Annotated in this window: 21 protein-coding genes; 12 read left to right on the top strand and 9 right to left on the bottom strand. The window is 70.6% G+C overall.

What is annotated here, in order from left to right; genetic code table 11:
- The first annotated feature begins 3 nt into the window (after positions 1-3).
- Positions 4-129, top strand: a complete 126-nt coding sequence (locus ACFSKW_RS16345; RefSeq protein WP_379573092.1) for a hypothetical protein — start codon at positions 4-6, stop codon at positions 127-129.
- Here the strand turns inward: ACFSKW_RS16345 and serC are convergent.
- Positions 126-1,235: a phosphoserine transaminase gene (serC, locus tag ACFSKW_RS16340; protein ID WP_379573091.1), complete on the bottom strand. Its 1,110-nt coding sequence runs from the start codon at positions 1,233-1,235 to the stop codon at positions 126-128. The genes ACFSKW_RS16345 and serC overlap by 4 nt on opposite strands.
- A gap of 137 nt (positions 1,236-1,372) precedes the next feature.
- On the bottom strand, positions 1,373-2,479 hold the full coding sequence (locus ACFSKW_RS16335) for a citrate synthase 2 (protein ID WP_379573090.1): 1,107 nt from the start codon (positions 2,477-2,479) through the stop codon (positions 1,373-1,375).
- A gap of 233 nt (positions 2,480-2,712) precedes the next feature.
- Between ACFSKW_RS16335 and pdxH the strand changes: the two genes are divergently transcribed.
- Positions 2,713-3,354 (top strand): pyridoxamine 5'-phosphate oxidase, encoded by a 642-nt coding sequence (gene pdxH, locus ACFSKW_RS16330; RefSeq protein WP_379573089.1) that lies wholly within the window; start codon positions 2,713-2,715, stop codon positions 3,352-3,354.
- Between the two features lie 10 nt (positions 3,355-3,364).
- Positions 3,365-4,597 (top strand): MFS transporter, encoded by a 1,233-nt coding sequence (locus ACFSKW_RS16325; RefSeq protein ID WP_379573088.1) that lies wholly within the window; start codon positions 3,365-3,367, stop codon positions 4,595-4,597.
- On the opposite strand, the gene ACFSKW_RS16320 is transcribed toward ACFSKW_RS16325, so the two are convergent.
- Entirely contained in the window at positions 4,566-5,189 is a 624-nt protein-coding gene (locus ACFSKW_RS16320) for a UdgX family uracil-DNA binding protein (RefSeq protein WP_379573087.1), read from the bottom strand. The genes ACFSKW_RS16325 and ACFSKW_RS16320 overlap by 32 nt on opposite strands.
- A gap of 77 nt (positions 5,190-5,266) precedes the next feature.
- On the opposite strand from ACFSKW_RS16320, the gene ACFSKW_RS16315 reads away from it, so the two are divergent.
- The 3 genes from ACFSKW_RS16315 to ACFSKW_RS16305 all read left to right on the top strand — a co-directional run bounded on the left by ACFSKW_RS16315 (position 5,267) and on the right by ACFSKW_RS16305 (position 9,129).
- Positions 5,267-5,971: a metal-dependent transcriptional regulator gene (locus tag ACFSKW_RS16315; protein ID WP_379573086.1), complete on the top strand. Its 705-nt coding sequence runs from the start codon at positions 5,267-5,269 to the stop codon at positions 5,969-5,971.
- A gap of 120 nt (positions 5,972-6,091) precedes the next feature.
- A complete protein-coding gene (locus tag ACFSKW_RS16310; RefSeq protein WP_379573085.1) occupies positions 6,092-8,320 on the top strand; it encodes an ATP-binding SpoIIE family protein phosphatase in 2,229 nt (742 codons plus the stop codon).
- A gap of 17 nt (positions 8,321-8,337) precedes the next feature.
- A complete protein-coding gene (locus ACFSKW_RS16305; RefSeq protein WP_379573084.1) occupies positions 8,338-9,129 on the top strand; it encodes an alpha/beta fold hydrolase in 792 nt (263 codons plus the stop codon).
- Here the strand turns inward: ACFSKW_RS16305 and ACFSKW_RS16300 are convergent.
- The 5 genes from ACFSKW_RS16300 to ACFSKW_RS16280 all read right to left on the bottom strand — a co-directional run bounded on the left by ACFSKW_RS16300 (position 9,092) and on the right by ACFSKW_RS16280 (position 13,838).
- Positions 9,092-9,256 (bottom strand): hypothetical protein, encoded by a 165-nt coding sequence (locus ACFSKW_RS16300; protein WP_379573083.1) that lies wholly within the window; start codon positions 9,254-9,256, stop codon positions 9,092-9,094. The two genes, ACFSKW_RS16305 and ACFSKW_RS16300, sit on opposite strands and share 38 nt — an antisense overlap.
- Positions 9,257-9,271: 15 nt before the next feature.
- Positions 9,272-10,417: an acyl-CoA dehydrogenase family protein gene (locus ACFSKW_RS16295; protein WP_379573082.1), complete on the bottom strand. Its 1,146-nt coding sequence runs from the start codon at positions 10,415-10,417 to the stop codon at positions 9,272-9,274.
- A 93-nt stretch (positions 10,418-10,510) separates the two neighbouring features.
- Positions 10,511-11,287 (bottom strand): ABC transporter permease, encoded by a 777-nt coding sequence (locus tag ACFSKW_RS16290; RefSeq protein ID WP_379573081.1) that lies wholly within the window; start codon positions 11,285-11,287, stop codon positions 10,511-10,513.
- 44 nt (positions 11,288-11,331) lie between these two features.
- On the bottom strand, positions 11,332-12,909 hold the full coding sequence (locus ACFSKW_RS16285) for an ABC transporter permease subunit (protein ID WP_379573080.1): 1,578 nt from the start codon (positions 12,907-12,909) through the stop codon (positions 11,332-11,334).
- Entirely contained in the window at positions 12,906-13,838 is a 933-nt protein-coding gene (locus tag ACFSKW_RS16280; protein WP_379573079.1) for an ATP-binding cassette domain-containing protein, read from the bottom strand. Before ACFSKW_RS16280 ends, ACFSKW_RS16285 begins: the two co-directional genes overlap by 4 nt.
- A gap of 126 nt (positions 13,839-13,964) precedes the next feature.
- On the opposite strand from ACFSKW_RS16280, the gene ACFSKW_RS16275 reads away from it, so the two are divergent.
- The 6 genes from ACFSKW_RS16275 (at position 13,965) to ACFSKW_RS16250 (ending at position 20,524) form a co-directional block, all read left to right on the top strand.
- Positions 13,965-15,233, top strand: a complete 1,269-nt coding sequence (locus ACFSKW_RS16275; RefSeq protein ID WP_379573078.1) for a sensor histidine kinase — start codon at positions 13,965-13,967, stop codon at positions 15,231-15,233.
- Complete coding sequence (locus tag ACFSKW_RS16270) at positions 15,230-15,913, top strand: response regulator (protein WP_379573077.1); 684 nt, start codon at positions 15,230-15,232, stop codon at positions 15,911-15,913. Before ACFSKW_RS16275 ends, ACFSKW_RS16270 begins: the two co-directional genes overlap by 4 nt.
- Before the next feature lie 181 nt (positions 15,914-16,094).
- Entirely contained in the window at positions 16,095-17,480 is a 1,386-nt protein-coding gene (locus tag ACFSKW_RS16265) for a hypothetical protein (RefSeq protein ID WP_379573076.1), read from the top strand.
- 13 nt (positions 17,481-17,493) lie between these two features.
- Positions 17,494-18,264 carry a class F sortase gene (locus tag ACFSKW_RS16260; RefSeq protein WP_379573075.1) on the top strand — a complete coding sequence of 257 codons (771 nt, stop codon included), beginning with the start codon at positions 17,494-17,496 and terminating at the stop codon, positions 18,262-18,264.
- Between the two features lie 144 nt (positions 18,265-18,408).
- Positions 18,409-19,770, top strand: coding sequence for a hypothetical protein (locus ACFSKW_RS16255; protein ID WP_379573074.1), 1,362 nt, complete (start codon positions 18,409-18,411; stop codon positions 19,768-19,770).
- A gap of 4 nt (positions 19,771-19,774) precedes the next feature.
- Entirely contained in the window at positions 19,775-20,524 is a 750-nt protein-coding gene (locus tag ACFSKW_RS16250) for a class F sortase (protein ID WP_379573073.1), read from the top strand.
- Between the two features lie 8 nt (positions 20,525-20,532).
- Here the strand turns inward: ACFSKW_RS16250 and ACFSKW_RS16245 are convergent, their stop codons facing one another.
- The gene (locus tag ACFSKW_RS16245; protein ID WP_379573072.1) at positions 20,533-21,450 is read right to left on the bottom strand and encodes an ADP-ribosylglycohydrolase family protein; all 918 of its coding nucleotides are present in this window, start codon (positions 21,448-21,450) and stop codon (positions 20,533-20,535) included.
- Positions 21,451-21,854: the final 404 nt, after the last annotated feature.

The following is a 21,854-nucleotide window of genomic DNA, read 5'->3' as shown; positions in this document are numbered from 1 at the left end:
CTGATGCTCGAGGCGCCGGCCGCCGGCACCGACAGGCTGCCGGTGCCGGCGAGGTTCGCGCAGAGCGTCGAGATGGAGGACGCGCTCGCGTTGCCCGACGAGCCGACTCGCCGGGCGGAGGAAGGCTAGAGGCGCTCGACCACGTAGTCGACGCAGGTGGTCAGCGCCTCGACGTCGGACGGCTCGATCGCCGGGAACATCGCGATCCGCAGCTGGTTGCGGCCGAGCTTGCGGTACGGCTCGGTGTCGACGATGCCGTTGGCGCGCAGCACCTTGGCCACCGCGGCGGCGTCGACGGCGTCGGTGAAGTCGATCGTGCCGACCACCTGCGAGCGGAACTCGGGAGCGGCGAACGGCGTGGCGAACGACGACTTCTCCGCCCACGTGTAGAGGCGCTGGGCGGAGTCGGCGGTACGCGAGGTGGTCCACGCGAGGCCGCCGTTGCCGTTCATCCAGTCGATCTGGTCGGCGAGCAGGAACAGCGTGGCCACCGACGGCGTGTTGTAGGTCTGGTCCTTGCCGGAGTTGTCGATCGCGACCGGCAGGCTGAAGAACTCGGGCACGTAGCGGCCGCTCGCGGCGATCTCCTCGACCCGGGCCAGCGCCCGCGGCGACATGATCGCGATCCACAGGCCGCCGTCGGAGGCGAAGCTCTTCTGCGGGGCGAAGTAGTAGACGTCGGTCTCGGCGATGTCGACGGGCAGGCCGCCCGCGCCCGAGGTGGCGTCGACCAGGACGAGGGCCTCGTCGCCGCCGACCCGCTTGATCGGCATCGCGACGCCGGTGGAGGTCTCGTTGTGGGTGAGGGCGTAGACGTCGACGCCGTCCTCGGCGACGGCGGCCGGGTGGGTGCCGACCTCCGACTTGATGATGGTCGGGTCGGCCAGCCACGGCGCCTTGCTGACGACCGCGCCGAACTTCGAGGAGAACTCGCCGAAGGACAGGTGCTGGGACTTCTCGCGCACCAGCCCGAAGGCGGCGATGTCCCAGAACGCGGTGGTGCCGCCGTTGCCCAGCACGACCTGGTAGCCCTCGGGCAGGGAGAACAAATCGGCGAGCCCGGCACGGACCCTGCCGACCAGGTTCTTGACCGGCTTCTGCCGATGGGAGGTGCCCATCACGCCGGCGCCGGAGGCGGCGAGCGCGGACAGCTGCTCGGGTCGGACCTTCGAGGGCCCGCAGCCGAAGCGGCCGTCGGCGGGCTTGATGTCAGCGGGAATCACGATGTCAGCCACCTGCCCAAGCCTACTGAGCCGTCCCGCGTGGCTTGTCCTGGGTCCGGGATATGAGATGCGTGCCGACCTGCGGCCTGCGGGTGGAAACGAGAAACGGCCCGCTGATGACCAGCGGGCCGTTACCGAGGAAGAAGGCGTCAGATGGTGCCGACGACCTCGCCGGCGCCAGGGACGTCGCTCAGCGGACGCGTGGCGGGGCCGACGTAGTTCGCGCTGGGGCGGACCAGCCTGCCCGTGCGCTTCTGCTCCAGGATGTGCGCGGCCCAGCCGGCCGTGCGCGCGCAGGTGAACATCGAGGTGAACATGTGCGAGGGAACCTCGGCGAAGTCGAGGACCACGGCGGCCCAGTACTCCACGTTGGTGGCGAGCACCCGGTCGGGCTTGCGCGCGTGCAGCTCCTCCAGAGCCGCCGTCTCCAGTGCGGCGGCGACCTCGTAGCGAGGAGCGTCGAGCTCCTTCGCGGTACGGCGCAGCACGCGGGCGCGCGGGTCCTCGGCGCGGTAGACGCGGTGACCGAAGCCCATCAGGCGGTTGCCCTTGTCCAGCTCGCTCTGGACGTACTTCTTGGCGTCGCCGAGCTGCTCGACGCCCTCGATCATGTGCAGCACGCGGGCGGGGGCGCCACCGTGCAGCGGACCGGACATCGCGCCGACCGCGCCGGAGAGCGCGGCGGCCACGTCGGCGCCCGTGGAGGCGATGACGCGGGCGGTGAACGTGGAGGCGTTCATGCCGTGTTCGGCGGCGGAGGTCCAGTAGGCGTCGATCGCCTTGACATGCTTGGGGTCGGGCTCGCCCCGCCAGCGGACCATGAACCTCTCGGTGATGGTCTTGGCCTCGTCGACCCTGCTCTGCGGCACCATCGGCAGGCCGAGGCCACGCGCCGACTGCGCCACGAACGACAGGGCCATCACCGACGCGCGCGCGAGGTCGTCGCGGGCCTGCGCGTCGTCGATGTCGAGCAGAGGCTTGAAGCCGTAGGCGGGAGCCAGCATGGCCAGCGCGCTCTGCACGTCGACGCGGATGTCACCGGAGTGGACAGGGATGGGGTACGGCTCCGCAGGGGGTAGGCCCGGCTGGAACTTGTTGTCGACGAGCAGACCCCAGACGTGCCCGAACGGGACACGGCCGACCAGATCTTCGATGTCGACGCCCCGATAACGAAGGGCGCCCCCCTCTTTGTCCGGTTCCGCGATCTCGGTCTCGAAAGCTACGACGCCTTCGAGGCCGGGTTTGAAGTCGGACATTCTCGGCCGCCTCCCTTTCTTGCCGTGTGGGCAATCCTGTTCTCATGGTCGCGGCCGCCTCGGAGCGTGTTCGCATCCCCGGAGCTCGTCCGCTTCTGTTGATGTCGAGATACCGGCGGGTCAATTTAACCCCCTAACCGGACGTGCTTCGTCTTCGGGCACGCCGAAACGCCATAGGCGCTGGTAGGGGGTTGTGTGTGGGATCGCCACCAAGCGCGCAAGAATACCTTCTCGTGGACGCACCATCGCTGGCGGGGCTCCGCCGTACCTATGAGGGACAGCCGTTGCTCGAATCAGACGTCGCGGCCGACCCGATCGCGCAATTCACCCAGTGGTTCGACGAGGCGCTCGACGCGGGGCTGCCCGAGCCCAACGCGATGGTGGTCGCCACGGCCTCGGCCGGCGGACGGCCGAGCGCCCGTACCGTGCTGCTCAAGGGCTACGACGAACGCGGGTTCGTCTTCTTCACCAACTACGAGTCGCGCAAGGGTCGTGACCTGGCCGAGAACCCCCGCGCCTCGCTGCTGTTCCCCTGGCATCCGATCAGGCGTCAGGTCCGCGTCGAGGGCAGCGTGATCCGCCTGCCGCACGAGGACTCCGCCGCCTACTTCAACTCCAGGCCGTACGGCTCCCGCGTCGGCGCGTGGGCCTCGCGCCAGTCGGCCGTCGTGCGCTCGCGCGAGGAACTCGACGCCCGCTACGCCGAACTCGCCGCCCGCTGGCCCGAGAATCCGCCCGTCCCCGACTTCTGGGGCGGCTTCAGGGTGGTGCCGACCGAGGTGGAGTTCTGGCAGGGCCAGCTCGACCGCATGCACGACAGGCTGCGCTACCGGCGGGTTCACCCTGGTTGGGTATTGGAGCGACTCGCCCCCTAATGTGCCGTGAGTGGCTTTCGGGGATTTTGTTGTCGACACGCGCCCTCTTCGGGTCGCCGCCTACCGGCGGCTCTGGTGGGGACAGGCCGTCTCCCACATCGGGGTGGCGGTCACCGTGGTCGCGGTCAGCCAGCAGGTGTGGGACCTCACGAGGTCGTCCTTCTGGGTGGGGATGCTGGGCCTGGCCAACCTGATCCCCCTGGTCGTCTTCGGCCTCTGGGGCGGCGCGGTCGCCGACGCCATGGACCGGCGCAAGCTGCTGATCGTCGGCTGCGTGGTCGCGTGGGCGAGCACGCTGCTCCTCGTCGCCCAGGCGCTGCTCGGGCTCGGCAACGTCTACGTGCTCCTCGTCGCCGTCGCGCTGGGCGCGGCCGGGTTCGCGATCAGCTCCTCCACCAGGGGCGCGATCATCCCCAGGCTGCTCGTCCCCGAGTACGTGCCGGCCGCCAACGCGCTCAACTCGCTCGTCTTCAGCATCGGCGCGGTCTTCGGCCCGATGATCGGCGGTGTCGTGCTCGCCACGGGCGGGTTCGCCTCCGCGTACGCCATCGACGCCGTGCTGTTCAGCGCCAGCCTCTACGCGGCGCTCCGGCTGCCGACACTCGAACCGCTCGGCTCGGTGGTACGGCCGGGAGCCAGGGCCGTGTGGGAGGGGCTGCGCTTCATCACGGGCAGTCCCGTCCTGCTGATGTCCTTCGTCGTGGACATCATCGCCATGGTCTTCGCGCTGCCGAGGGCGCTGTTCCCCGAACTGGTCGCCGAGCGCTTCGGCGGCTCGATGATCGCCCTGGGCTGGCTGACCTCGGCCATGGCGATCGGCTCGGTGGTGGGCGCGGTGTTCTCCGGCTGGGTCGGCACGATCAGACGGCAGGGAGTGGCGCTCGTCGTCGTCATCGCGGTGTGGGGGCTGGCGGTGGCCGCGGCGGGGATGGCGCACGAACTGTGGCTGGTCGTGACGTTCATGGCCGTCGGCGGCATGGCCGACGTGGTGTCCTCGGTGTGGCGGCAGTCGATCCTGCAGCTCCACGCGCCCGACGAGATGCGCGGGCGGATGCAGGGCGTGTTCATGGTGGTCGTGGCGGGCGGGCCGCGGCTGGGCGACCTGCGCGCGGGCGCCACCGCCACGGCCTTCGGCCTGACGGGCTCGTGGGTGGGCGGGGGCCTGGCGTGCGCGCTGGCCGTCCTGCTGGTGGGGCTGGCCGTACCGGCCTTCAGGAACTACAGGAGCGGCGGGCGAGAATGAGGTCGGACAGGAAACCCTTGTAGGCCTCCTCGCGGTCGGGCGCGCGCAGGACGGCGGAGGGATGGATCGTCGCCACCGCCAGCGCCTCGTCGAGTTCCAGCACCTCGCCGCGCCGCTGGGTCACTCTGAACGCCGGGCCCAGCAGGGCGCGGGCGGCCGTCGCGCCGAGCACCACGACCATCTTCGGCTTCACCAGCGCGAACTCGGCGGTCAGCCACGGCGTGCAGGCCTCGATCTCGGCGGCCGTCGGCTTCTGGTGGATCCTCCTCTTGCCCCTGAGCGTGAAGGAGAAGTGCTTCACGGCGTTGGTCAGGTACACCTCGTCCCTGGCGATGCCCGCCTCCTCCAGACCCCTGTCCAGGATCCGGCCCGCGGGGCCCACGAAGGGGGCTCCCTTGCGGTCCTCCTGGTCGCCCGGCTGCTCGCCCACGATCAGGAAACGCGCCCCCTCGGGCCCTTCGCCGAACACCGTCTGGGTGGCGTTCCGATAGAGCTCGCAGCCCCGGCAACCGGCCGCCGCACTCCGCAGCTCGGTCAGGGTGAGCCGCTCGGGAAGGAACGGGGCCGCCCCGGTGTTTCCGTCCTTTGCCATCGTCGGTCGTTCTCCCACTAGGGTTTCTACGGCTTCTGTGCCCCATGACCGACGTAGCATTCAGGACGGGAGGAGCCTTGACCGCACACGGCTTGATCGATACGACGGAGATGTACCTCCGCACGATCTACGAACTCGAGGAAGAGGGGATCGTTCCCCTTCGTGCGCGCATCGCCGAGCGGCTCCAGCAGAGCGGCCCCACCGTGAGCCAGACCGTGGCCCGCATGGAGCGCGACGGGCTGGTCCGTGTCGAAGGCGATCGCCACCTCGCGATGACCGACCTCGGCCGCACCCTCGCCACCCGCGTCATGCGCAAACATCGCCTGGCCGAATGCCTGCTGACCCAGGTCATCGGGCTGCCATGGGAAGAGGTGCACATCGAGGCGTGCCGCTGGGAGCACGTGATGTCCGAATCGGTGGAGGAGCGGCTGGTGAAGCTGCTGGACAACCCCACCTTCGACCCCCATGGCAACCCGATCCCCGGGCTGGAGGAGCTGGGCGCCGCGGGCCCTGAGGCCGAGGCGTGGTCCGCCTTCCCCAGCATGGCCGATGTGGCGGGACCCAGGGATGTACCCGTTGTCGTGCGTCGAATTAGCGAACAAGTGCAAAGCGATCCCGCTGTGATGCTTAAACTCAAGCAAGTTGGGATACAACCCGGACGCGAGGTGACGCTCGCGGCGAGCGACGACGGTGTGCGGGTGACAGGTGATAACGACGCGACGAACACTCCCGCGGAGCTTCCGCGTGAGGTTGCCGCGCACGTATTCGTCTCCAAGCGCTGACGGCGGCGCTGCTGCTTGGTTGAATCCCACATGGGAGTCCCTCCACTCCCCGGACACGACTGTTGCAGGAGCGCCCGTGGTTCGCTTTGCGCACATGCCTCCCCGAGGAGTGGTCGCCGGATGAAACGCTGGGGGGATCTGTCCCAGGAAGCGGCCGACTTCTTGTCGGCGTCGTCGGTCCTCGACCACGCAGAGATGGCGGTCGTGGTCACGGATCGCTTCAGCAACCTGCTCTACTGGAACCCGTTCGCGGAGAAGCTGTTCGGCCGTCAGGGCAAGGGGTCGGTGCGAGAGGGCTCCGTCCTCTCGCTCGGGATCATGGAGAAGGACCACCCGCTCGCCGTCGAGCTGGCCAAGCACGTGCTCAAGGGCGGCGTGTGGGAGGGCACCTTCGACGTCAAGCGCGGCGACGGCACGATGATCTACGTGCGGGCCCAGGCCGTACCGCTCAGGCACGACTCCGGCTCGGTGACGGGCATCGTCATCACCGCCCGCGAGGCCATGCGCAGCAACGAGCGGGAGAAGGACCGCTTCGGCCTGCTCGAGCGCATCGGCGAGCGGCTGGCAGGCTCCCTGTACGTCGAGGAGACGCTCAAGCGGGTCGCCGAGATGCTCGTGCCCCAGTTCGCCGACCACTGCTTCATCGAGCTGATGGAGGGCGAGCGGCTGGTGCGCAGGGTATCCCAGCACGTGCAGGGATGGACCCCGCCGCCCGACACGTGGAAGCCGGTCGGCTCGGAGATCCGCTACCCGGCGGGCCACTACGCCGACACCGCGATGCGCCGCCAGGAGACGATCCTGGTCGAGGACTTCGCCTCCAGCAGCTTCCCCAGCCCGCACGAGGGCAGCGCGCGGCTGTGCGGTGAGATCGGGATGACCTCCGCCGTGGTCGCGCCGCTGTGCGTGCGCGGCGAGACGCTCGGGCTGATGTACCTCGGCCTGTCCAACCTCACCGACCGGCGCAGCCCCCACTACGACGCCTTCGACCGTGACTTCGTCGGCGCCATCGCCACCAGGGTCGCCCTCGCCGTCGACAACGCGCTGCTGTTCGAGGAGGAGCGGCACACCGCCGAGTCCTTCCAGAAGCACCTGCTGCCCAGGGCTCTGCCCACCCTCGACGGGCTCGACATCGCCGTCCGCTACTACCCCGCCGCCCCCCTCGCCTCGCACGGCCAGGGTATCCAGACCCAGGTCGGCGGCGACTGGTACGACGTGATCCCGCTGTCGGCCGGACGGGTCGGCATCGTGATCGGCGACGTCGAGGGACGCGGCGCCAAGGCCGCGGCCATCATGGGCCAGCTGCGGGCCGCGCTGCGCGCCTTCGCCCAGGACGACAAGCCGCCCGCCGAGATCCTGGCCAGGCTCGACGAGTGGACCCGCATCATCGCCACTCCCGAGCAGGACGAGTCGGGCGCCGACATCAGCGTGCCGCCGATCGTCACCTGCCAGTACCTCGTCTACGACGCGTGGTCGCGGCAGCTGTCCTTCGCCAACGCCGGCCACGCGCCCCCGCTGCTGCTGCACGACGGCCAGTGCCTGGAGATGAACATCGAGGAGGTCGGCCAGCCGCTCGGCGTCCGCGCCAAGGGCATGCACGCCGACCTGGTCTACAAGGAGGAGTCCCGCACGCTGCCGCCCGGCGCGGCCCTCGTCCTCTACACCGACGGCCTCGTCGACCGGCGGCCGGGCCGCGACTTCGGCGGCCGGATGCCCTCCGACGAGGAGACGCTGGCCATCCTCCAGGAGAAGCTGGCCGCCTGCACGAAGGAGAACGTCGAGCGCATCGCCGACACCGCGACCCGCGCGGTGCCCGGCGAGATCGACGACGACATGGCGATCCTGGTCCTGCGCGCCAGCCCCGTCGACCTCGACGTCGAGGAGCGCGACTTCCCCGCCCAGCCGATCATGGTGGGCGAGGCCCGCAGGATGGCCGCCGAGGCCTTCGCCGGATGGAACGTCCCCGAGGAGCGCGCCGAGCTGGCCTGCCTGCTGGTCTCCGAGGTCGTCACCAACGTCGTGCTGCACGCCGCCACCGCGAGCATCCCGCGCAGGGAACTGGTCGTCGAGGGGCCGCCGCTGCCGTTCGAGGAGTCGTGGGACGTGCCCGGCTTCGAGGAGGAACTGGTCGGCGACAAGACGTTCACGCTCAGGCTGCGCAGGGGCGAGGAGTCGGTGTGGGTCGAGGTGTTCGACCAGGACCTGCGCCTGCCGCGCATCCGCAGCGCCGGCGAGAACGACGAGGGCGGCCGCGGCCTCTACCTGGTCGACCAGCTCGCCAAGCGGTGGGGGTCGCGACCCACCAAGGAAGGCAAAGCCGTCTGGTTCGAGATTCCCATGCGCAGCAGGTGAGTGGTTCACTCGATGGCATGGAGCTGGCCTTCGAGCGGCGCGGCAGCGGCCCGCCGCTGATCCTCGTCCACGGCATCGGCCACCACTGGCAGGCGTGGTTGCCCGTCATGGACCGGCTCGCCGCCTCCCGTGACGTGATCGCCATCGACCTGCCGGGGTTCGGGAACTCGCCGGAGCTGCCGGCCGGCACGCCGTACACGGCGGAGTCGCTGGCGGACGCGGTGGAGTCGTTCTGCGCGCTGCTGGACGTGCGGGAACCGCACGTGGCGGGCAACTCCCTCGGCGGCTACCTCGCGTTGGAGCTGGCTTCCAGAGGGGTGGTCCGTACGGCCACCGCGCTCTCTCCCGCGGGGTTCTGGTCGCGCAGCGAGCTGTTGTGGTGCCAGAACGTGCTGCGCTCGATGCGCGCCTCGGCGGAGTCCGCCTCCAGCTCCCACAGGCTCGGCCGCCTGATGTCCTCCGAGGCCTTCGGCCTCGCCGGCGCAGCGCTCCTGGTCGCCCACCCGTCACGGCTCGACCCCGTCGCCCTCGCCGCCGCCACCCAGGCGCTCGCCTCGGCGCCCGGCTTCCACCCGACGCTGGAGTCGTTCTCCTGCGTGATGCCGCCCGCGCCGCCGAAGGCGCCGATCACGATCGCGTGGGGCGCGCGCGACCGGCTGCTGCTCCGGCGGCAGGCCGTCAGGGCGGCCAAGTGGTCGGGACAGCGGGTGAAGCTGCTGCACGGCTGCGGGCACGTGCCGATGAGCGATGACCCCGAGCTGGTCGCCAGGGTCATCCTCGAAGGGTCTGCCCCCAGATGGCCAGCATGACGATCACGAACACGACGACCACGCCGACGTAGCCGACGGGGCTCAGTCGCAGCGCTCGCCGTACGCGATTGAGGGCCCAGGCGAACAGCAACGCCAGGAAGACCAGGAGGATCAGGCCGCCGTCCATATGGACCAGTATGGGCTAGAAGTCGAAGGAGCGGCCGATAATCTCCTTCATGATCTCGGTGGTGCCGCCGTAGATGGTCTGCACCCTGCTGTCCACCCACGCCTTCGCGACCGGGTACTCCATCATGTAGCCGTAGCCGCCGTGCAGCTGCAGGCAGCGGTCGATCACCTTGTTCTGCAGCTCCGTCGTCCACCACTTCGCCTTCGCCGCGTCGACCGCCGACAGCCGCCGGGCGTTGAGTGCGGTGATGCACTTGTCCACGTAGTGGCGGGCGATCTCCGTCTCGGTGGCCAGCTCGGCGAGCACGAACCGGGTGTTCTGGAAGCCGCCGATGGAGCGGCCGAAGGCCTGGCGCGTCTTGCAGTACTCGATCGTCTGCTCCAGCACCGCCTCGGCCGCGGCGACCGCGCCGACCGCGATGGACAGCCGCTCCTGCGGCAGGTTGTTCATGAGCTGGAAGAAGCCCTGGCCGTCATCGGCGCCCAGCCTGTTGGCCGCGGGCACCCGCACGTTCTCGAAGAACAGCTCGGCCGTGTCCTGCGCCTTCATGCCGATCTTGTCGAGGTTCCTGCCGCGGGTGAAGCCCTCCATGCCCCGCTCGACGACGAACAGCGTCGTCCCCCTCGCGCCCTGCTCCGGATCGGTCTTGGCGACCACGACGACGAGGTCGGCGTTGATGCCGTTGGTGATGAACGTCTTCTGCCCGTTGATGACGTAGTGGTCGCCCTCGCGGACGGCGGTCGTCCTGATCCCCTGCAGGTCGCTGCCGGCGCCCGGCTCGGTCATCGCGATCGCGGTGATCAGCTCGCCCGTCACGAAGCCGGGCAGCCAGCGCTGCTTCTGCTCGTCGTCGGTGAGGTCGACCATGTAGGGGGCCATCACGTCGTTGTGCAGCGAGAACCCGAGTCCTGACGCCCCGGTGCGGATGATCTCCTCGACGATCACCGTGTTGTACCTGAAGTCGGTGACGCCCGCGCCGCCGTACTCCTCGGGGACGGAGAAGCCGAACATGCCGATCTCGCCGGCCTTCTTCCACACCTCTCTCGGGACGATTCCCTCCTTCTCCCACCGGGCGTGGTGGGGGAGGACCTCGCGGGCCATGAACTCGCGCACGGTCTCCTGGAAGAGCAGGTGCTCCTCCTCGAAGAGGTCTCGCTGCATGTGTTGCCTCCATGGTGGGGTACGGCAACAGAATACGATTCTGTTCGCTGGTACGGCGAGATCCCGCCGCCATGCCGTCCGGTGGAGCACCGGTCAGGCGTCGCGGAGCCGTAGCAGCAGGCCGGCGCCGAGAAGGGCCGCGAGCGCCCAGCCGGCCAGGACCGAGAGGCCCGCCCACGGGCCGAGGGGAAGGGCGGACAACTGCGTGGTGGCCTGGATGGTGAGCCCCGCGTTCATCGGCGAGATGCTGTACAGGAGCCGCTGCCCGTCCGGGTCGGAGATCAGGTGCATCACGACCGTGGGGATGTACAGCAGGCCGAGCACGGCGCCGATGGCCATCGCGGAGTCGCGGACGGCGGTGGCGACGCCGAGACCGAGCAGCCCGACCAGCGCCAGATACAGGACCGACCCGGCCGCCGCGCGCAGCGTCGGCCCGTCCGCCAGGGACAGCAGCTCGTGGCCGTGGGCGGGGGTGAAGCCGCCCAGGGGCAGGATGAGCCGTCCGGCCAGCACGGAGGCGAGGACGGCGACGGTCCCTGCGGCGAGCGTCAGGCCGGTGAGGACGGTCGCCTTGGCGGCCAGGACGGTGGCCCGGCGCGGGATTGCCGTGAAGGTCGTGCGGACCATGCCGGTGCCGTACTCGCCGCTGATCGACAGCACGGCCAGCATGGCGACGAGCGCCTGGCCCAGCTGGACCCCGATGAGGCTCAGCTTGGGCACGTCGTAGGCACACCCTTCGGCGGGGCAGGTCACGGCCGCGCTCGACACGGCGCTCACGGTCACGGTCAGCGCGACGATCGCCAGCAGCAGCCAGCCGGTGCCCGCGACGGTGCGCGCCTTCGTCCACTCCGCGTGCAGCGCGCGTCTCATGCCCGTCTCCCTTGCGGCCCGGCGGCGGTCGGGTTGTGCGCGCCTCACGCGTCCCTCCTTCGCAGCCGGACGACCGCCAGGCCGAGGGCGAGCGCGGCGTAGGCGCAGAGCACGGCGAGCCCCGCCCACGGCGGCAGCGGGAAGTAGCCCATCTGCGGCGCGTAGTGGCTGAGCACCTGCGGGTACTCGGGGACGCTCTGCTGGATCGCGAAGCCGGCGGCGGGAGTGACCCGCAGCAGCCACTGCGCCACGCCCAACGGCAGGACGGAGGTGGTGGCGAGGATGTAGGGCAGGACGATCACCGCGATGGCGGTGATGACCGCCACGGCGCCGCGCCGGAACAGGGCGCCGAGCGCGAGGGCGAGGACGGCGGTGGCGGCCAGCAGAGCCGCGGTGCCGACGATGACACGCAGTTCGGTGAACCAGGACACAGGGAGGATCTGGTTGCCGTTGGCGCGCAGGATCGAAAGGCAGACGGGGACCGTGACGGCGACGGCGGCCAGGCCGGTGGCGAAGGTGACCGTGCCGATCACGAGGGCCTTCGCGACCAGCACCCGGCCTCGGCGCGGGCTGGCCAGCAGGGTCGTGTGGATCAGGCCGCGCCGGTACTCGGCGGCGACGAACCCGACCGCGACGACGATCACGACGATGAGGCCGGTCAACGCCCCTGAGAGGGTGCGTTCGACGGGCTGGGCGTACTCGGCCCCCGCCGGTCCGACGTCGCCGACCCCTGTCACGGCGAACCTGCCTCCCGACTCGACGAGCCTGCCCGGATGGTGTGGCGTCCCGTCGAGCTCCGTCGTGACGCCGATGTCGTCCCTGCTCCAGGCGCCACGAGCGCCGCCGCCCCGCAGGCTGACATGGTCGAAGACGCCGGTGGCCTCGGTGAAGCGGGACGCCGCGATGGCCCCGCCGAGAACGTCCTGGGTGACGCGCAGGTCGCCGGGGGAGGTGGCGAACAGCCCGATCCTGACCGTGGCGGGCAGCCCCGGCAGGCGGGCGGACCCGACCTCGGTCCACCGCCTGCCGTCCGGGGACTCGTAGCCGGTGAGCGTGTCGCCGGAGCGGGTCAGCCGCAGCCAGCGGGGGGCGGTGGCGGAGACGCCGCCTGGACGGCCCGCGACGTCCTCGGTGAAGTCGTGCTGCATCCGCACCCCGTGCGCGCCGGTGAGCATCACCGCCGCGTAGGGCGATCCCTGCGCGGTGCTCTCCTTGACCATGAGTCCGGCCTTCGCCCACGGCACGAGACCCGCGACGACCCGACGGACCCCCGGGTTGGCGTCGGGCAGGCGGATCTGGCCGGTCAGGGAGGTCAGACGGGCGGTGATGCCGCCGTCTCCGGTCAGCGACCGGTGCACGAGGTAGAGCCGGTCGTTCACCGCCTCGCCGCCCGGCCCCGTCGGCAGGGCGGGACAGGGCACCTCGACGGGACCCTTGCTGCACGACATGTGGCTGCCCGCCGCGGACAGCAGCCCGAGCCCCAGGACGACCAGCGCGGAGAGCGTCATGCCGATCACCCAGCCGCGGACCGTCCTGAACTTGGTCCACTCCGCCAGCAGCAGGCGCCCGAAGCCGTCGCGCCCCGCCCGCAGGCCCGACCGGTAAGGGGTGACGGTGGTCATCGTGCCGCCTCCCGCCCCGTCGCCGCGCGGAACTCGACCGCGTCCCTCGTGAGGTCCATGTAGGCCTCTTCGAGCGTCGCGCGGTGGGCCGCCACCTCCGAGAACGGCACCGCGTGCGCGCTGAGGACCGCCACGACCCGCTCGGCGGTCAGCCCCGAGACGATGATCGTGTCGCGGTCCGTGACGGCCACGGCGGCGCCGGCGTGCGTCAGCGCCGTCACCGCCTCGGGGCGCGCCGAGGTGCGCAGCGTGACCCTGCCGTCGGAGGCGGCCGCGATCAGCTCGGCGACGCTGGTGTCGGCGACGACCCTGCCCCGGCCGACCACGACGAGATGGTCGGCCGTGTCCTGCAACTCGCTCATCAGGTGGCTGGACACCAGCACGGCGCGGCCCTCGGCGGCCAGCGACCGCAGGAAGCCGCGCATCCACACGATGCCCTCGGGATCCAGGCCGTTGGACGGCTCGTCGAGCATGAGCACCGGCGGGTCGCCGAGCAGCGCCGCGGCGATCCCGAGCCGCTGCCGCATACCCAGGGAGTAGCCGCCCGCCTTCCTGCGGGCCGCGGACCGCAGCCCGACCTGCTCGATCACCTCGTCGACCCGCCGGGCGCCCAGCCCCTGTGAGTGGGCCAGCCACAGCAGATGGTTGCGTGCCGTACGGCTCGGCTGCAGTGCGGCGGCGTCCAGCAGCGCCCCGACGTGGTGCAGGGGATCGCGCAGGCTCGCGTACGGCCGCCCGCCGACCAGCGCGCTGCCCTCGTCGGCCGCGTCCAGGCCGAGGATCACCCGCATCGTGGTGGACTTGCCCGCGCCGTTGGGGCCGACGAAGCCGGTCACCTGCCCGGGGGCCACGACGAAGGACATCCCGTCCAGGGCCATGGTCTGGCCGTACCGCTTGCGCAGCCCGGTGACCTCGATGGTTGCTTCCATGCCAGGAAGGTTAGGCAGCGGCGAGGGGCGCGGTCGTCCCGCCGCCGAGCCATCTTCGCCGTCACTGGCGCCAGGGACGCGGTGTCCCTCCCACGAGGGATGCCAGAACGCGGGGAGGCCGACAGAATGACGTTCGTGGAGGTGGCGGACATGCGGCGAGGCGGACGGGCCGCCAGGTGGGCGCTTCCCCACGCGCCCGTCGTGGCGAGCGTTCTGCTGGCGGTGCTCGCGCTGGCCGAGTCGATGGTGCACGCCCGCGGCGCCCGGCTGGTGTCCTCCTTCGGGTACACAGTGGCCAGGCCGGTGGGCGAGACGCTCGCCCACACGGGTGGCGCGCCCCTGGTGGAGAACGCGCCCACCGGGCTGTACTTCGTGGTGTTCGGGCTGCTCGGCCTCGCCACCACGCTGCCGATCGCGCTGCGGGGACAGCAGGCGGTGGCCGCCGTGGTCGTCTCCGCGTCGGTCGTGCTGTCGCTCGTGGCCTTCCAGACGCTGACGGTGGCGGGCGTGGTCGCGCAGTTGGTCGCCGGGTACCGGCTGGGCCGTACCGGCTCGCGGTGGCCCGCTGTCCTTCTCGCGGCGCCGTACGCGGTGCTGGCGCTGGCCGACACGGCAGTCGGCGCGGCACGGGTCCACACCCTGCTGCTCGCCTGCCTGGCCCCTGCGGCGGCACTGGCGGGGATCGCCAGGCGGGCGCAGCACGAGGCCGAAGGGAACAGCGCCGCCCGGCAGGTGGTCGCCGACAGCCTGCTGGAGCACACCGCGCGCGGCGAACGCGCGCGCATCGCCCGTGAGCTGCACGACGTCGTCGCCCACCACATCTCCATGGTCGCGGTGCAGGCGGAGACGGCAAGGCTGACCACCCCCGGGATGCCGGACGCGGGCGCGCAGCGGCTGTCGGCCATCGGCGACACCGCCAGGGCGGCGCTGACCGAGATGCGGCGGCTGCTCGGGGTGCTGCGCGAGGACGCAGGAGCGGAGGCGGGGGAGCGCAGGCCCCAGCCTGGCCTGCGCCTGCCGGAGCTGATGGGGCTGCTGGACGAGTCCCGCGACGCGTCGGGCACCGGCGTCCGCCTCATCCTGTACGGCACGCAGGTCACGCTCGATCCCGGCGTCGAGCTCGCGGCCTACCGCATCGTGCAGGAGGCGCTCACCAACGCCAGGCGGCACGCGCCAGGAGCGGCCGTCGACGTCGAGCTGCGCTACACCGGCGAGGCGCTGAGCCTGCGCGTCCGCGACAACGGGCCTGGCCCCCGCGACGCCGTACCTGGAGGTGGGCACGGGCTGTCCGGCATGCGCGAACGCGCCGCGGCCGTCGGCGGCGAGCTGCGCACGGGTCCGGCCACGGGCGGCGGCTTCCTCGTCGAGGCACGCCTGCCAGGGGCGGCCGGATGACCGCCACACCGCCGGCCGTGCGCATCGTCGTCGCCGACGACCACCTGGTCGTCCGCACCGGATTCGCCGAACTGCTCAACACCCAGCCCGACTTCGACGTCGTCGGCACCGCCTCCGACGGGGCCGAGGCCGTACGGTTCTGCCGCGAGCTGTCGCCCGACGTCGTCCTCATGGACATCCGGATGCCGGGCACCGACGGCATCGAGGCCACCAGGCAGCTCGCCGGCTCCGCCGCCGCGGGCCCCCGCGTGCTCATCCTGACGACGTTCGACCTGGACGAGTACGTCTACGACGCGCTGCGCGCCGGAGCGAGCGGCTTCCTGCTCAAGGACGTCACGGCCGAGCGGCTCTTCGACGCGGTACGCGTCATCGCCGCCGGCGAAGCGCTCCTGGCCCCGGCCGTCACCCGCCGCCTCATCAGCGAGTTCGCCCAGCTGGGCCCCAAGCCCGCGGCCTCGGCCGCGCTCACCACGCTCACCCCTCGCGAGACGCAGGTCCTGCGCCTGGTCGCCGAAGGGCTGTCGAACCCGGAGATAGCGGGCCGCTTGACCGTCACCGAGGAGACCGTCAAGACGCACGTGAGCCGCGTGCTGAACAAGCTCGGGCTGCGGGACAGGACACAGGCGGTCGTGGCCGCCTACGAAAGCGGGCTGGTCGTCCCGCGGTCCCGGCCTTTCTGAAGCGAACATGATCACCCGATGACCGTGATTGACACGGTCGGACACGGCTTCATCACAAGTGTCATTCGCCGCCCGTTTCGCCTGTGTCCCAGGTGCTTGAAACCTTAAGATCTCCTCTTGGCTTTCTGTGAGATCGGAGTGTGCGGTGGCTCGATGGCGGAGCGCTTTAGCAGCCGGATCGGTGGGGCTCGTGGCCGGCGTATGCGTGGTCCTGCCGTCAACACCCGCGTCGGCCGCGCCGGCTGACCTGGTCATCGACTACGACTGCTACGACGTCGGCAACGCCTACTCCATCGCCAAATACGCGCCGGTCAGGCTGCGGACCCGGCTGACCTTCGCGACGGACCTCGTCGTCGGCGGGGCGCTCGACCTGAAGTGGTCGATCGCCTACAAGGACGGCAGCCGCTTCTCCTCGCCCGGCTACTACGCCAAGGGCGCGCAGATGAACGTCCTGGGCAACGCCCAGATCACCGGCGCCTGGCAGGGTGTGCTCCAGCCCACGGGTGCCACGACGATCGCCAACGGCCTGCGCATGGACGACCCGCTCGCGCTGCCGGCGGGCATCGCCGACCCCGGGCAGATCACCAGGGCCGGCGTGATCAAGATCGAGCCCAAGGACATCGTCGTCGACTTCGCTCCGCCGGACGGCGAGGCGACCGTCAACAACGGCAACGACGACGACAACCCGCGCAACCACACGATCACCTACAACGGCGCGTGGACCGAGTTCAACGACCGGCTCTCCTCCGAGCACCACGTCCACAACGACTACCACGAGACCGCGCAGCAGGGGGCTTCGGCGGAGCTGAAGTTCATCGGCACGGGCGTGCAGTACATCGGCCCGCACGACCGCGAGGGCGGCCCCGTCAAGGTGTACCTGGACGGCGCGCAGCGGGCCGAGGTCGACCCGTCGAGGGACGCCAACGACGACCCGGTGAACGAGGTGCGCAACGGCGGCTTCACGCTGTGGGAGTCGCCGCAGGACCTCGCGTACGGCGAGCACACGATCAAGATCGAGAACGGCAGCACCAGCAAGGCGTGGCTCGACGCGTTCCGGGTGACGACCAACACCTCCAAGGTGCCCACGGACTTCCACCGGGCCTCGTGCAAGCTGGTGAGCGCGCCGGTGGCGGTCGAGGTGACGGTCAGGGACAAGCCCGGCTCTTCGCCCACCGGTACGCCCACGACCACCACATCGCCTTCGCCGTCCGTCACCCCCACGCAAACGCCCACGGGGACGACGACCACGCCGCCGGGCAACAACAACGGCAACCACAACAACAACGGGAACCAGACCACGGCCGACCGGCTGGTGTCGGTGCACGGCAACACGACGGTCACCGCCACGCCGACGGCCAAGACGTCGACGGGGCCCACGGCGACCACCTACATCGCCGCTCAGGTGAAGAAGACGCCGTCCGGTGGCGTGCCGTCCGGACAGGCGCCCGAGCCTTCGCGGCAGCCGTACGCGCTGATGGCCGGCGGCGGCGTGCTGCTGCTCGGCAGCGCGGCGGGCGGACTGGCCATGAGACGGCGGCGGGCCGCGCACGCCGGGAACCTGCGCTGAGGGAGGGCGAATCATGACCGAGCAGAAGTCGCTGCTGAACAAGGCCCTTCCCGGGCTCCTGATCGCTGGGTCGCTGGGTGGCGTGGCGGCCATCATGGCGGGGCTGCTGTCGTTCATCACGCCGGTCGACGACGGATCCGACGGCGCCGCGCCTCTGGCGCAGGCGGGACAGGACCCCGAGACCGTCGCCATGTACAACGTGGCCAACTCGTTCGTCCTGCCGTCGGTGGGGCCGGGCGGGCCGAACTCGCCGCTGGCGCCCGCCGTGCTGACCGCGCCGCCGCCCGCGCCCGCGGGCGCCGTCGTCGCGCCCATCAAGCCGAACGCCAAGGCCAAGCCGCTGCGCATCAAGATTCCCAAGATCAAGGTCAACGCGCCCATCGGGAGCGTGACCGTCGACGCCAAGGGCGAACTGCAGGCGCCGCCGCTGAGCAAGCCGAACCTCACCGGTTGGTACCGCTTCAGCCCCGTGCCAGGCGCGAAGGGCCCGGCGATCATCAACGGGCACGTGACGACGAAGAGCGGCGCGGCGGTGTTCAGGCGGCTGAAGGAACTGGCCAAGGGCGACCAGATCTACGTGTACCGGACCGACGGCAAGGTCACCCGCTTCACGGTCAGCGGGATCGAGCAGGTGAAGAAGTCGGCGTTCCCGACCAAGCGGGTGTACGGGAACACGGACAACTCCCAGCTGCGGCTGATCACGTGCGGCGGAATGGTCGGCGGCAACGGCCATTACGAGGACAACGTCGTCGTCTACGCCACCCTGTCGAAGAAGAAGGGGTGACGGCAGGGAAATTTGTGCTGAATTTTGGAGTTTCAAGACGATTCACAGGGACAGTTCGTAGGATCTCTACCGAACCGTGACCATGGACTGGAATCCTGTTACGCCAGTTGAAGTGGTCACCTGCTGTTGAAACGGAGAGAGACAGTGCTGAAGTCCGTGGCGCGGCGCCGCCTCGCCCTGAAGACCTCCGCCCTGGGCCTCGCGGGAACGCTGGCTCTCTTCGTCGGATCGATCGCCGGCCTGGCATCCCCAGCCGAAGCCTCCACGGCCGCTCGTGCCGCGGACAAGACGATGACGATCCCCTTTAACTGCACAGGCGGTCCCTTCGCGGGAACCGACACGGTCCAGGCCAAGATCACCATGCCAGACAATGTCGCGACCGGCGCAAGTGTCCCCATCAAGTGGGAGTTCGTCACCATGAGGGCGAGCCAGGTCATCACCGCGCAGTCGAAGCTGGTGATTGATGCGGATCTCGACGTGACCGGCTCGACCACCGCTGAGGGGGGGACCAGCACGGAGCTGACCTGGGATCAGGACGTGACATTGAGTGCCCAAGTGCCGGTGGGTTCTTCGCCGACCCTTCAGCCGAAGACCGTGAACGCGAAGCCTGACACGGGCGCCACATCTGTAGTGGCCAAGCCGGTCCCGACTCAGACGAGCCTTTGGTTGAGTGTGACTCCCAGTGGGCAGACGACCGAGTCGGAGTCGGTCTGCGTCGCCGGAACCGCGACCCCTGCGAGCTTGACGACAACGGTCGGCGGAACGGGTGGAGGCACTGGTGACAGCACCGTCGCCTACAAGTGCGCGACCACCACGAATTCGGACCCAAAGGACACGAGCCTCCTGGTCACCATGACCATGCCGACCGCCGCCAAGGCCAACGAGGAGCAGTCCATCCCCTGGAGTGCCACCTATGCGAGCGGCGCGACGCAGCTGACGGTGCCGGCCAGCGGGTTCACCTCGGGCACGAAGCTCATCGTCGGTGTCTCCGTGAGCGGGGGCGGCGTGTCGGGGACATCGGTCACGGGTGAAAGCGCCCCCCTCACCACGCTGACGGCAGGCACGGCGATCACCACCTTCCCCACGGTCACGCTGAAGGTGAAGCCCACGACCGCGAGCCCTGTCACGATGAAGGCAGCCGATCTGTACTTCGGCACCTCTAGCAGCACCTTCCAGTACAAGTGCACCGCCCAGACCACCCCCACGCCCAAGAGTTACACCTTCCAGGTCGGGGCTGGGACGGGCACAACGCCTACGCCGACCCCGACGCCCACGCCGTCGGCGACGCCGAAGCCGACCCGTACCGTCACCGCGACCGTCACCCAGACGCCCGTCGGGGCGGGCAACGGCAAGGTGACCAAGACGCCGAAGGGCGCCGCCGAGACCGGTGGTGGTGGCGAGCTGGGTCCTGACGGGCGGATGTTCGTGGTCACCGGTTCGCTGATCGTGCTGGCCGCCGCCGTGGGCGGGCTGGTGCTGCGCCGCCGTACCACGTCTCGGGGCTGACCCGGTGAGCGGGCAGTACCCCGAGCCGCACTACGACGATCGCGGCAGCCAGATCCTCAGGTCGACGCTGATCTTCGCGGCGGTGGCGGGGGTGCTGACCGTGGTCGTCGGGCTGGTGTTCATGCTGATGAGCCCCGAGGAGTACGGCCTGGCGGAGGGACGGCAGTCGCTGTCGCTGTCGAGCCAGCCGGACGCGATCGCTCCGGGGGGTGAGCCGAAGCAGGTGCTGTTCGAGGCGCCGCCGACGGCGCCGCCGCCGCTGCCTCAGGTGGTTCCCGCGCCGCCGATGCAGCCGTCGAACCCGATCAGGGTGGTCATCAAGCGGCTCGGCATCAACGCGCCCGTCACGTCGGTGGGCGTGGACAGGAAGGGCGCGATCCAGACGCCGCCGATCGACAACCCGAACCTGGTCGGCTGGTACCGGCACGGGTCCACGGCGGGCGAGGCGGGCCCCGCGGTCATCCTGGGGCACAAGGACACGCGCACCAGGAGCGCGGTGTTCAGCAGGCTCGGTGAGATCCGCAACGGCGACGTCATCGAGGTGAAGCGGCGCGACGGCACGACGGCCGTGTTCACCGTGGGCGGGGTCGAGCAGGCGGGGAAGGCGACCTTCCCCACGCAGCGTGTGTACGGTGACCAGGCCAACGCCCAGCTGCACCTGATCACGTGCGGCGGGATCTACAACCGCTCCACGGGTCACTACACCGACAACATCATCGTCTACGCGACGATGACGAGCTCGCACCGCTCCTAGGCGGGCGGTCAGAGGCGTTCGGCGAGGTCGCGCAGGTCGTCGGCGCGGAGCACGCGGGCGGGTGTGGCGCCGGGCAGCGGGACGTGCAGCGGTTCGAGCCAGCGGCCGGGGATCGCGTCGATCCCGTGGACGGCGCCCGCGAGCCCGCCGGTGACCGCGGCGACGGTGTCGGTGTCTCCGCCGACGTCGACGGCCGCGCGCAGGGCCTCCTCGTACGACGAGGTGGTGCGCACCGCCCACACCGCCGAGCCGAGGCACGGCCAGACGGCGCCGTTGAGTTCGGTGGCCTGGTCGGGACGCCATCCGGGGGCGAGGACGACCGCGTAGCGCTCCCGCTCGCCGGGGTCCACGTGGGCGAGGATGTCGGGCACCGCGGCGAGGGGGTCGTCGCCGTCCAGCGCGATCCGCACCAGGTCGTGGAAGATCGCGGTCCCCTCCCACGCCGCGGGGTCGCCGTGGGTGAGGGCGGCGATGCGCCTGGCGGCGTCCATGGTGGCGGCGCGGCCCGCACTCGCGAAGTGGACGGCCGGCGGGGTGGCCCGCATCAGCGAGCCGTTGCCCGCTGCCCGTCCGGTCGAGCGGAAGTGGGCGGCCGCGGCCTGGTCCCATGGCAGGCCGCTGGTCAGCACGGCCTCGGTCTGGAGCCCGATGTCCTTCGGCTCGGCCGCCGCCCAGCGCAGGAACCGGTCGAAGACGTCGGGGAGGTCGAGCTTCCCGCGTTCGAGCAGCGACTCGGCGACGTGGACGGCCATCTGCGTGTCATCGGTCGCCTCGCCCGCCTCCCAGCCGCCGCCGGGACGCATCTCCCCTGCGCCGGGGAACGCGGAGGAGAACGCGCCCGCGGGTCCGAACTCGTACGGTGCCCCCAGCGCGTCGCCGACAGCCGATCCGACCACCGCGCCCACGGCCCGCCGTACCCGATCCATGCTCGTCCTCCCTCTCGAGACCCTGATCCTTTCTACCCGACGATAAATAGGTTGCGGGGGGTACGAGAGAGCACCTAATGTCGTCGACATGCGCCTTTACCAGTAATGCGCGGGGCTGACCTGATCAGCCGACCGCCTCTCAGCAGTCAGACCTCGTCCGTTCAGACGCGGCAGCTGAGCTTGCCAGACCGGCCATCTCCGTGATGCGGCCGCGTCGCAAGTCGCGTAAAGGAGCATTCTCATGCGAGTTCGTTCAGGCAAGAAGAATCACGGCACCGCCCTGCCAGGCAGGGAGATGCCGCAGGTTCCCCGCCAGATGCCCAAGATGCCGCAGCGGCCCATCGCGCCGCCGCGCCGCATCCCGCCCAAGGGGCGGTAGTGGGCGGTGGGCCGCTCCCCGTCCT

Origin of the sequence: Nonomuraea mangrovi, assembly GCF_042681425.1 — a bacterium.
Classification (GTDB): Bacteria; Actinomycetota; Actinomycetes; order Streptosporangiales; family Streptosporangiaceae; genus Nonomuraea; species Nonomuraea mangrovi.
Note: the sequence above shows the minus strand (reverse complement) of the source record. Positions and strands in the feature narration are given on the sequence as shown.

Coding starts and splice junctions, on each gene's coding strand:
- ACFSKW_RS16270 (WP_379573077.1), top strand. CDS start 15,230: ATGACCGCCACACCGCCGGCCGTGCGCATCGTCGTCGCCGACGACCAC.
- ACFSKW_RS16310 (WP_379573085.1), top strand. CDS start 6,092: ATGAAACGCTGGGGGGATCTGTCCCAGGAAGCGGCCGACTTCTTGTCG.
- ACFSKW_RS16305 (WP_379573084.1), top strand. CDS start 8,338: ATGGAGCTGGCCTTCGAGCGGCGCGGCAGCGGCCCGCCGCTGATCCTC.
- ACFSKW_RS16300 (WP_379573083.1), bottom strand. CDS start 9,256: ATGGACGGCGGCCTGATCCTCCTGGTCTTCCTGGCGTTGCTGTTCGCC.
- ACFSKW_RS16320 (WP_379573087.1), bottom strand. CDS start 5,189: ATGGCAAAGGACGGAAACACCGGGGCGGCCCCGTTCCTTCCCGAGCGG.
- ACFSKW_RS16290 (WP_379573081.1), bottom strand. CDS start 11,287: ATGAGACGCGCGCTGCACGCGGAGTGGACGAAGGCGCGCACCGTCGCG.
- ACFSKW_RS16245 (WP_379573072.1), bottom strand. CDS start 21,450: ATGGATCGGGTACGGCGGGCCGTGGGCGCGGTGGTCGGATCGGCTGTC.
- ACFSKW_RS16285 (WP_379573080.1), bottom strand. CDS start 12,909: ATGACCACCGTCACCCCTTACCGGTCGGGCCTGCGGGCGGGGCGCGAC.
- ACFSKW_RS16335 (WP_379573090.1), bottom strand. CDS start 2,479: ATGTCCGACTTCAAACCCGGCCTCGAAGGCGTCGTAGCTTTCGAGACC.
- ACFSKW_RS16260 (WP_379573075.1), top strand. CDS start 17,494: ATGACCGAGCAGAAGTCGCTGCTGAACAAGGCCCTTCCCGGGCTCCTG.
- ACFSKW_RS16275 (WP_379573078.1), top strand. CDS start 13,965: ATGACGTTCGTGGAGGTGGCGGACATGCGGCGAGGCGGACGGGCCGCC.
- ACFSKW_RS16345 (WP_379573092.1), top strand. CDS start 4: ATGCTCGAGGCGCCGGCCGCCGGCACCGACAGGCTGCCGGTGCCGGCG.
- ACFSKW_RS16295 (WP_379573082.1), bottom strand. CDS start 10,417: ATGCAGCGAGACCTCTTCGAGGAGGAGCACCTGCTCTTCCAGGAGACC.
- ACFSKW_RS16280 (WP_379573079.1), bottom strand. CDS start 13,838: ATGGAAGCAACCATCGAGGTCACCGGGCTGCGCAAGCGGTACGGCCAG.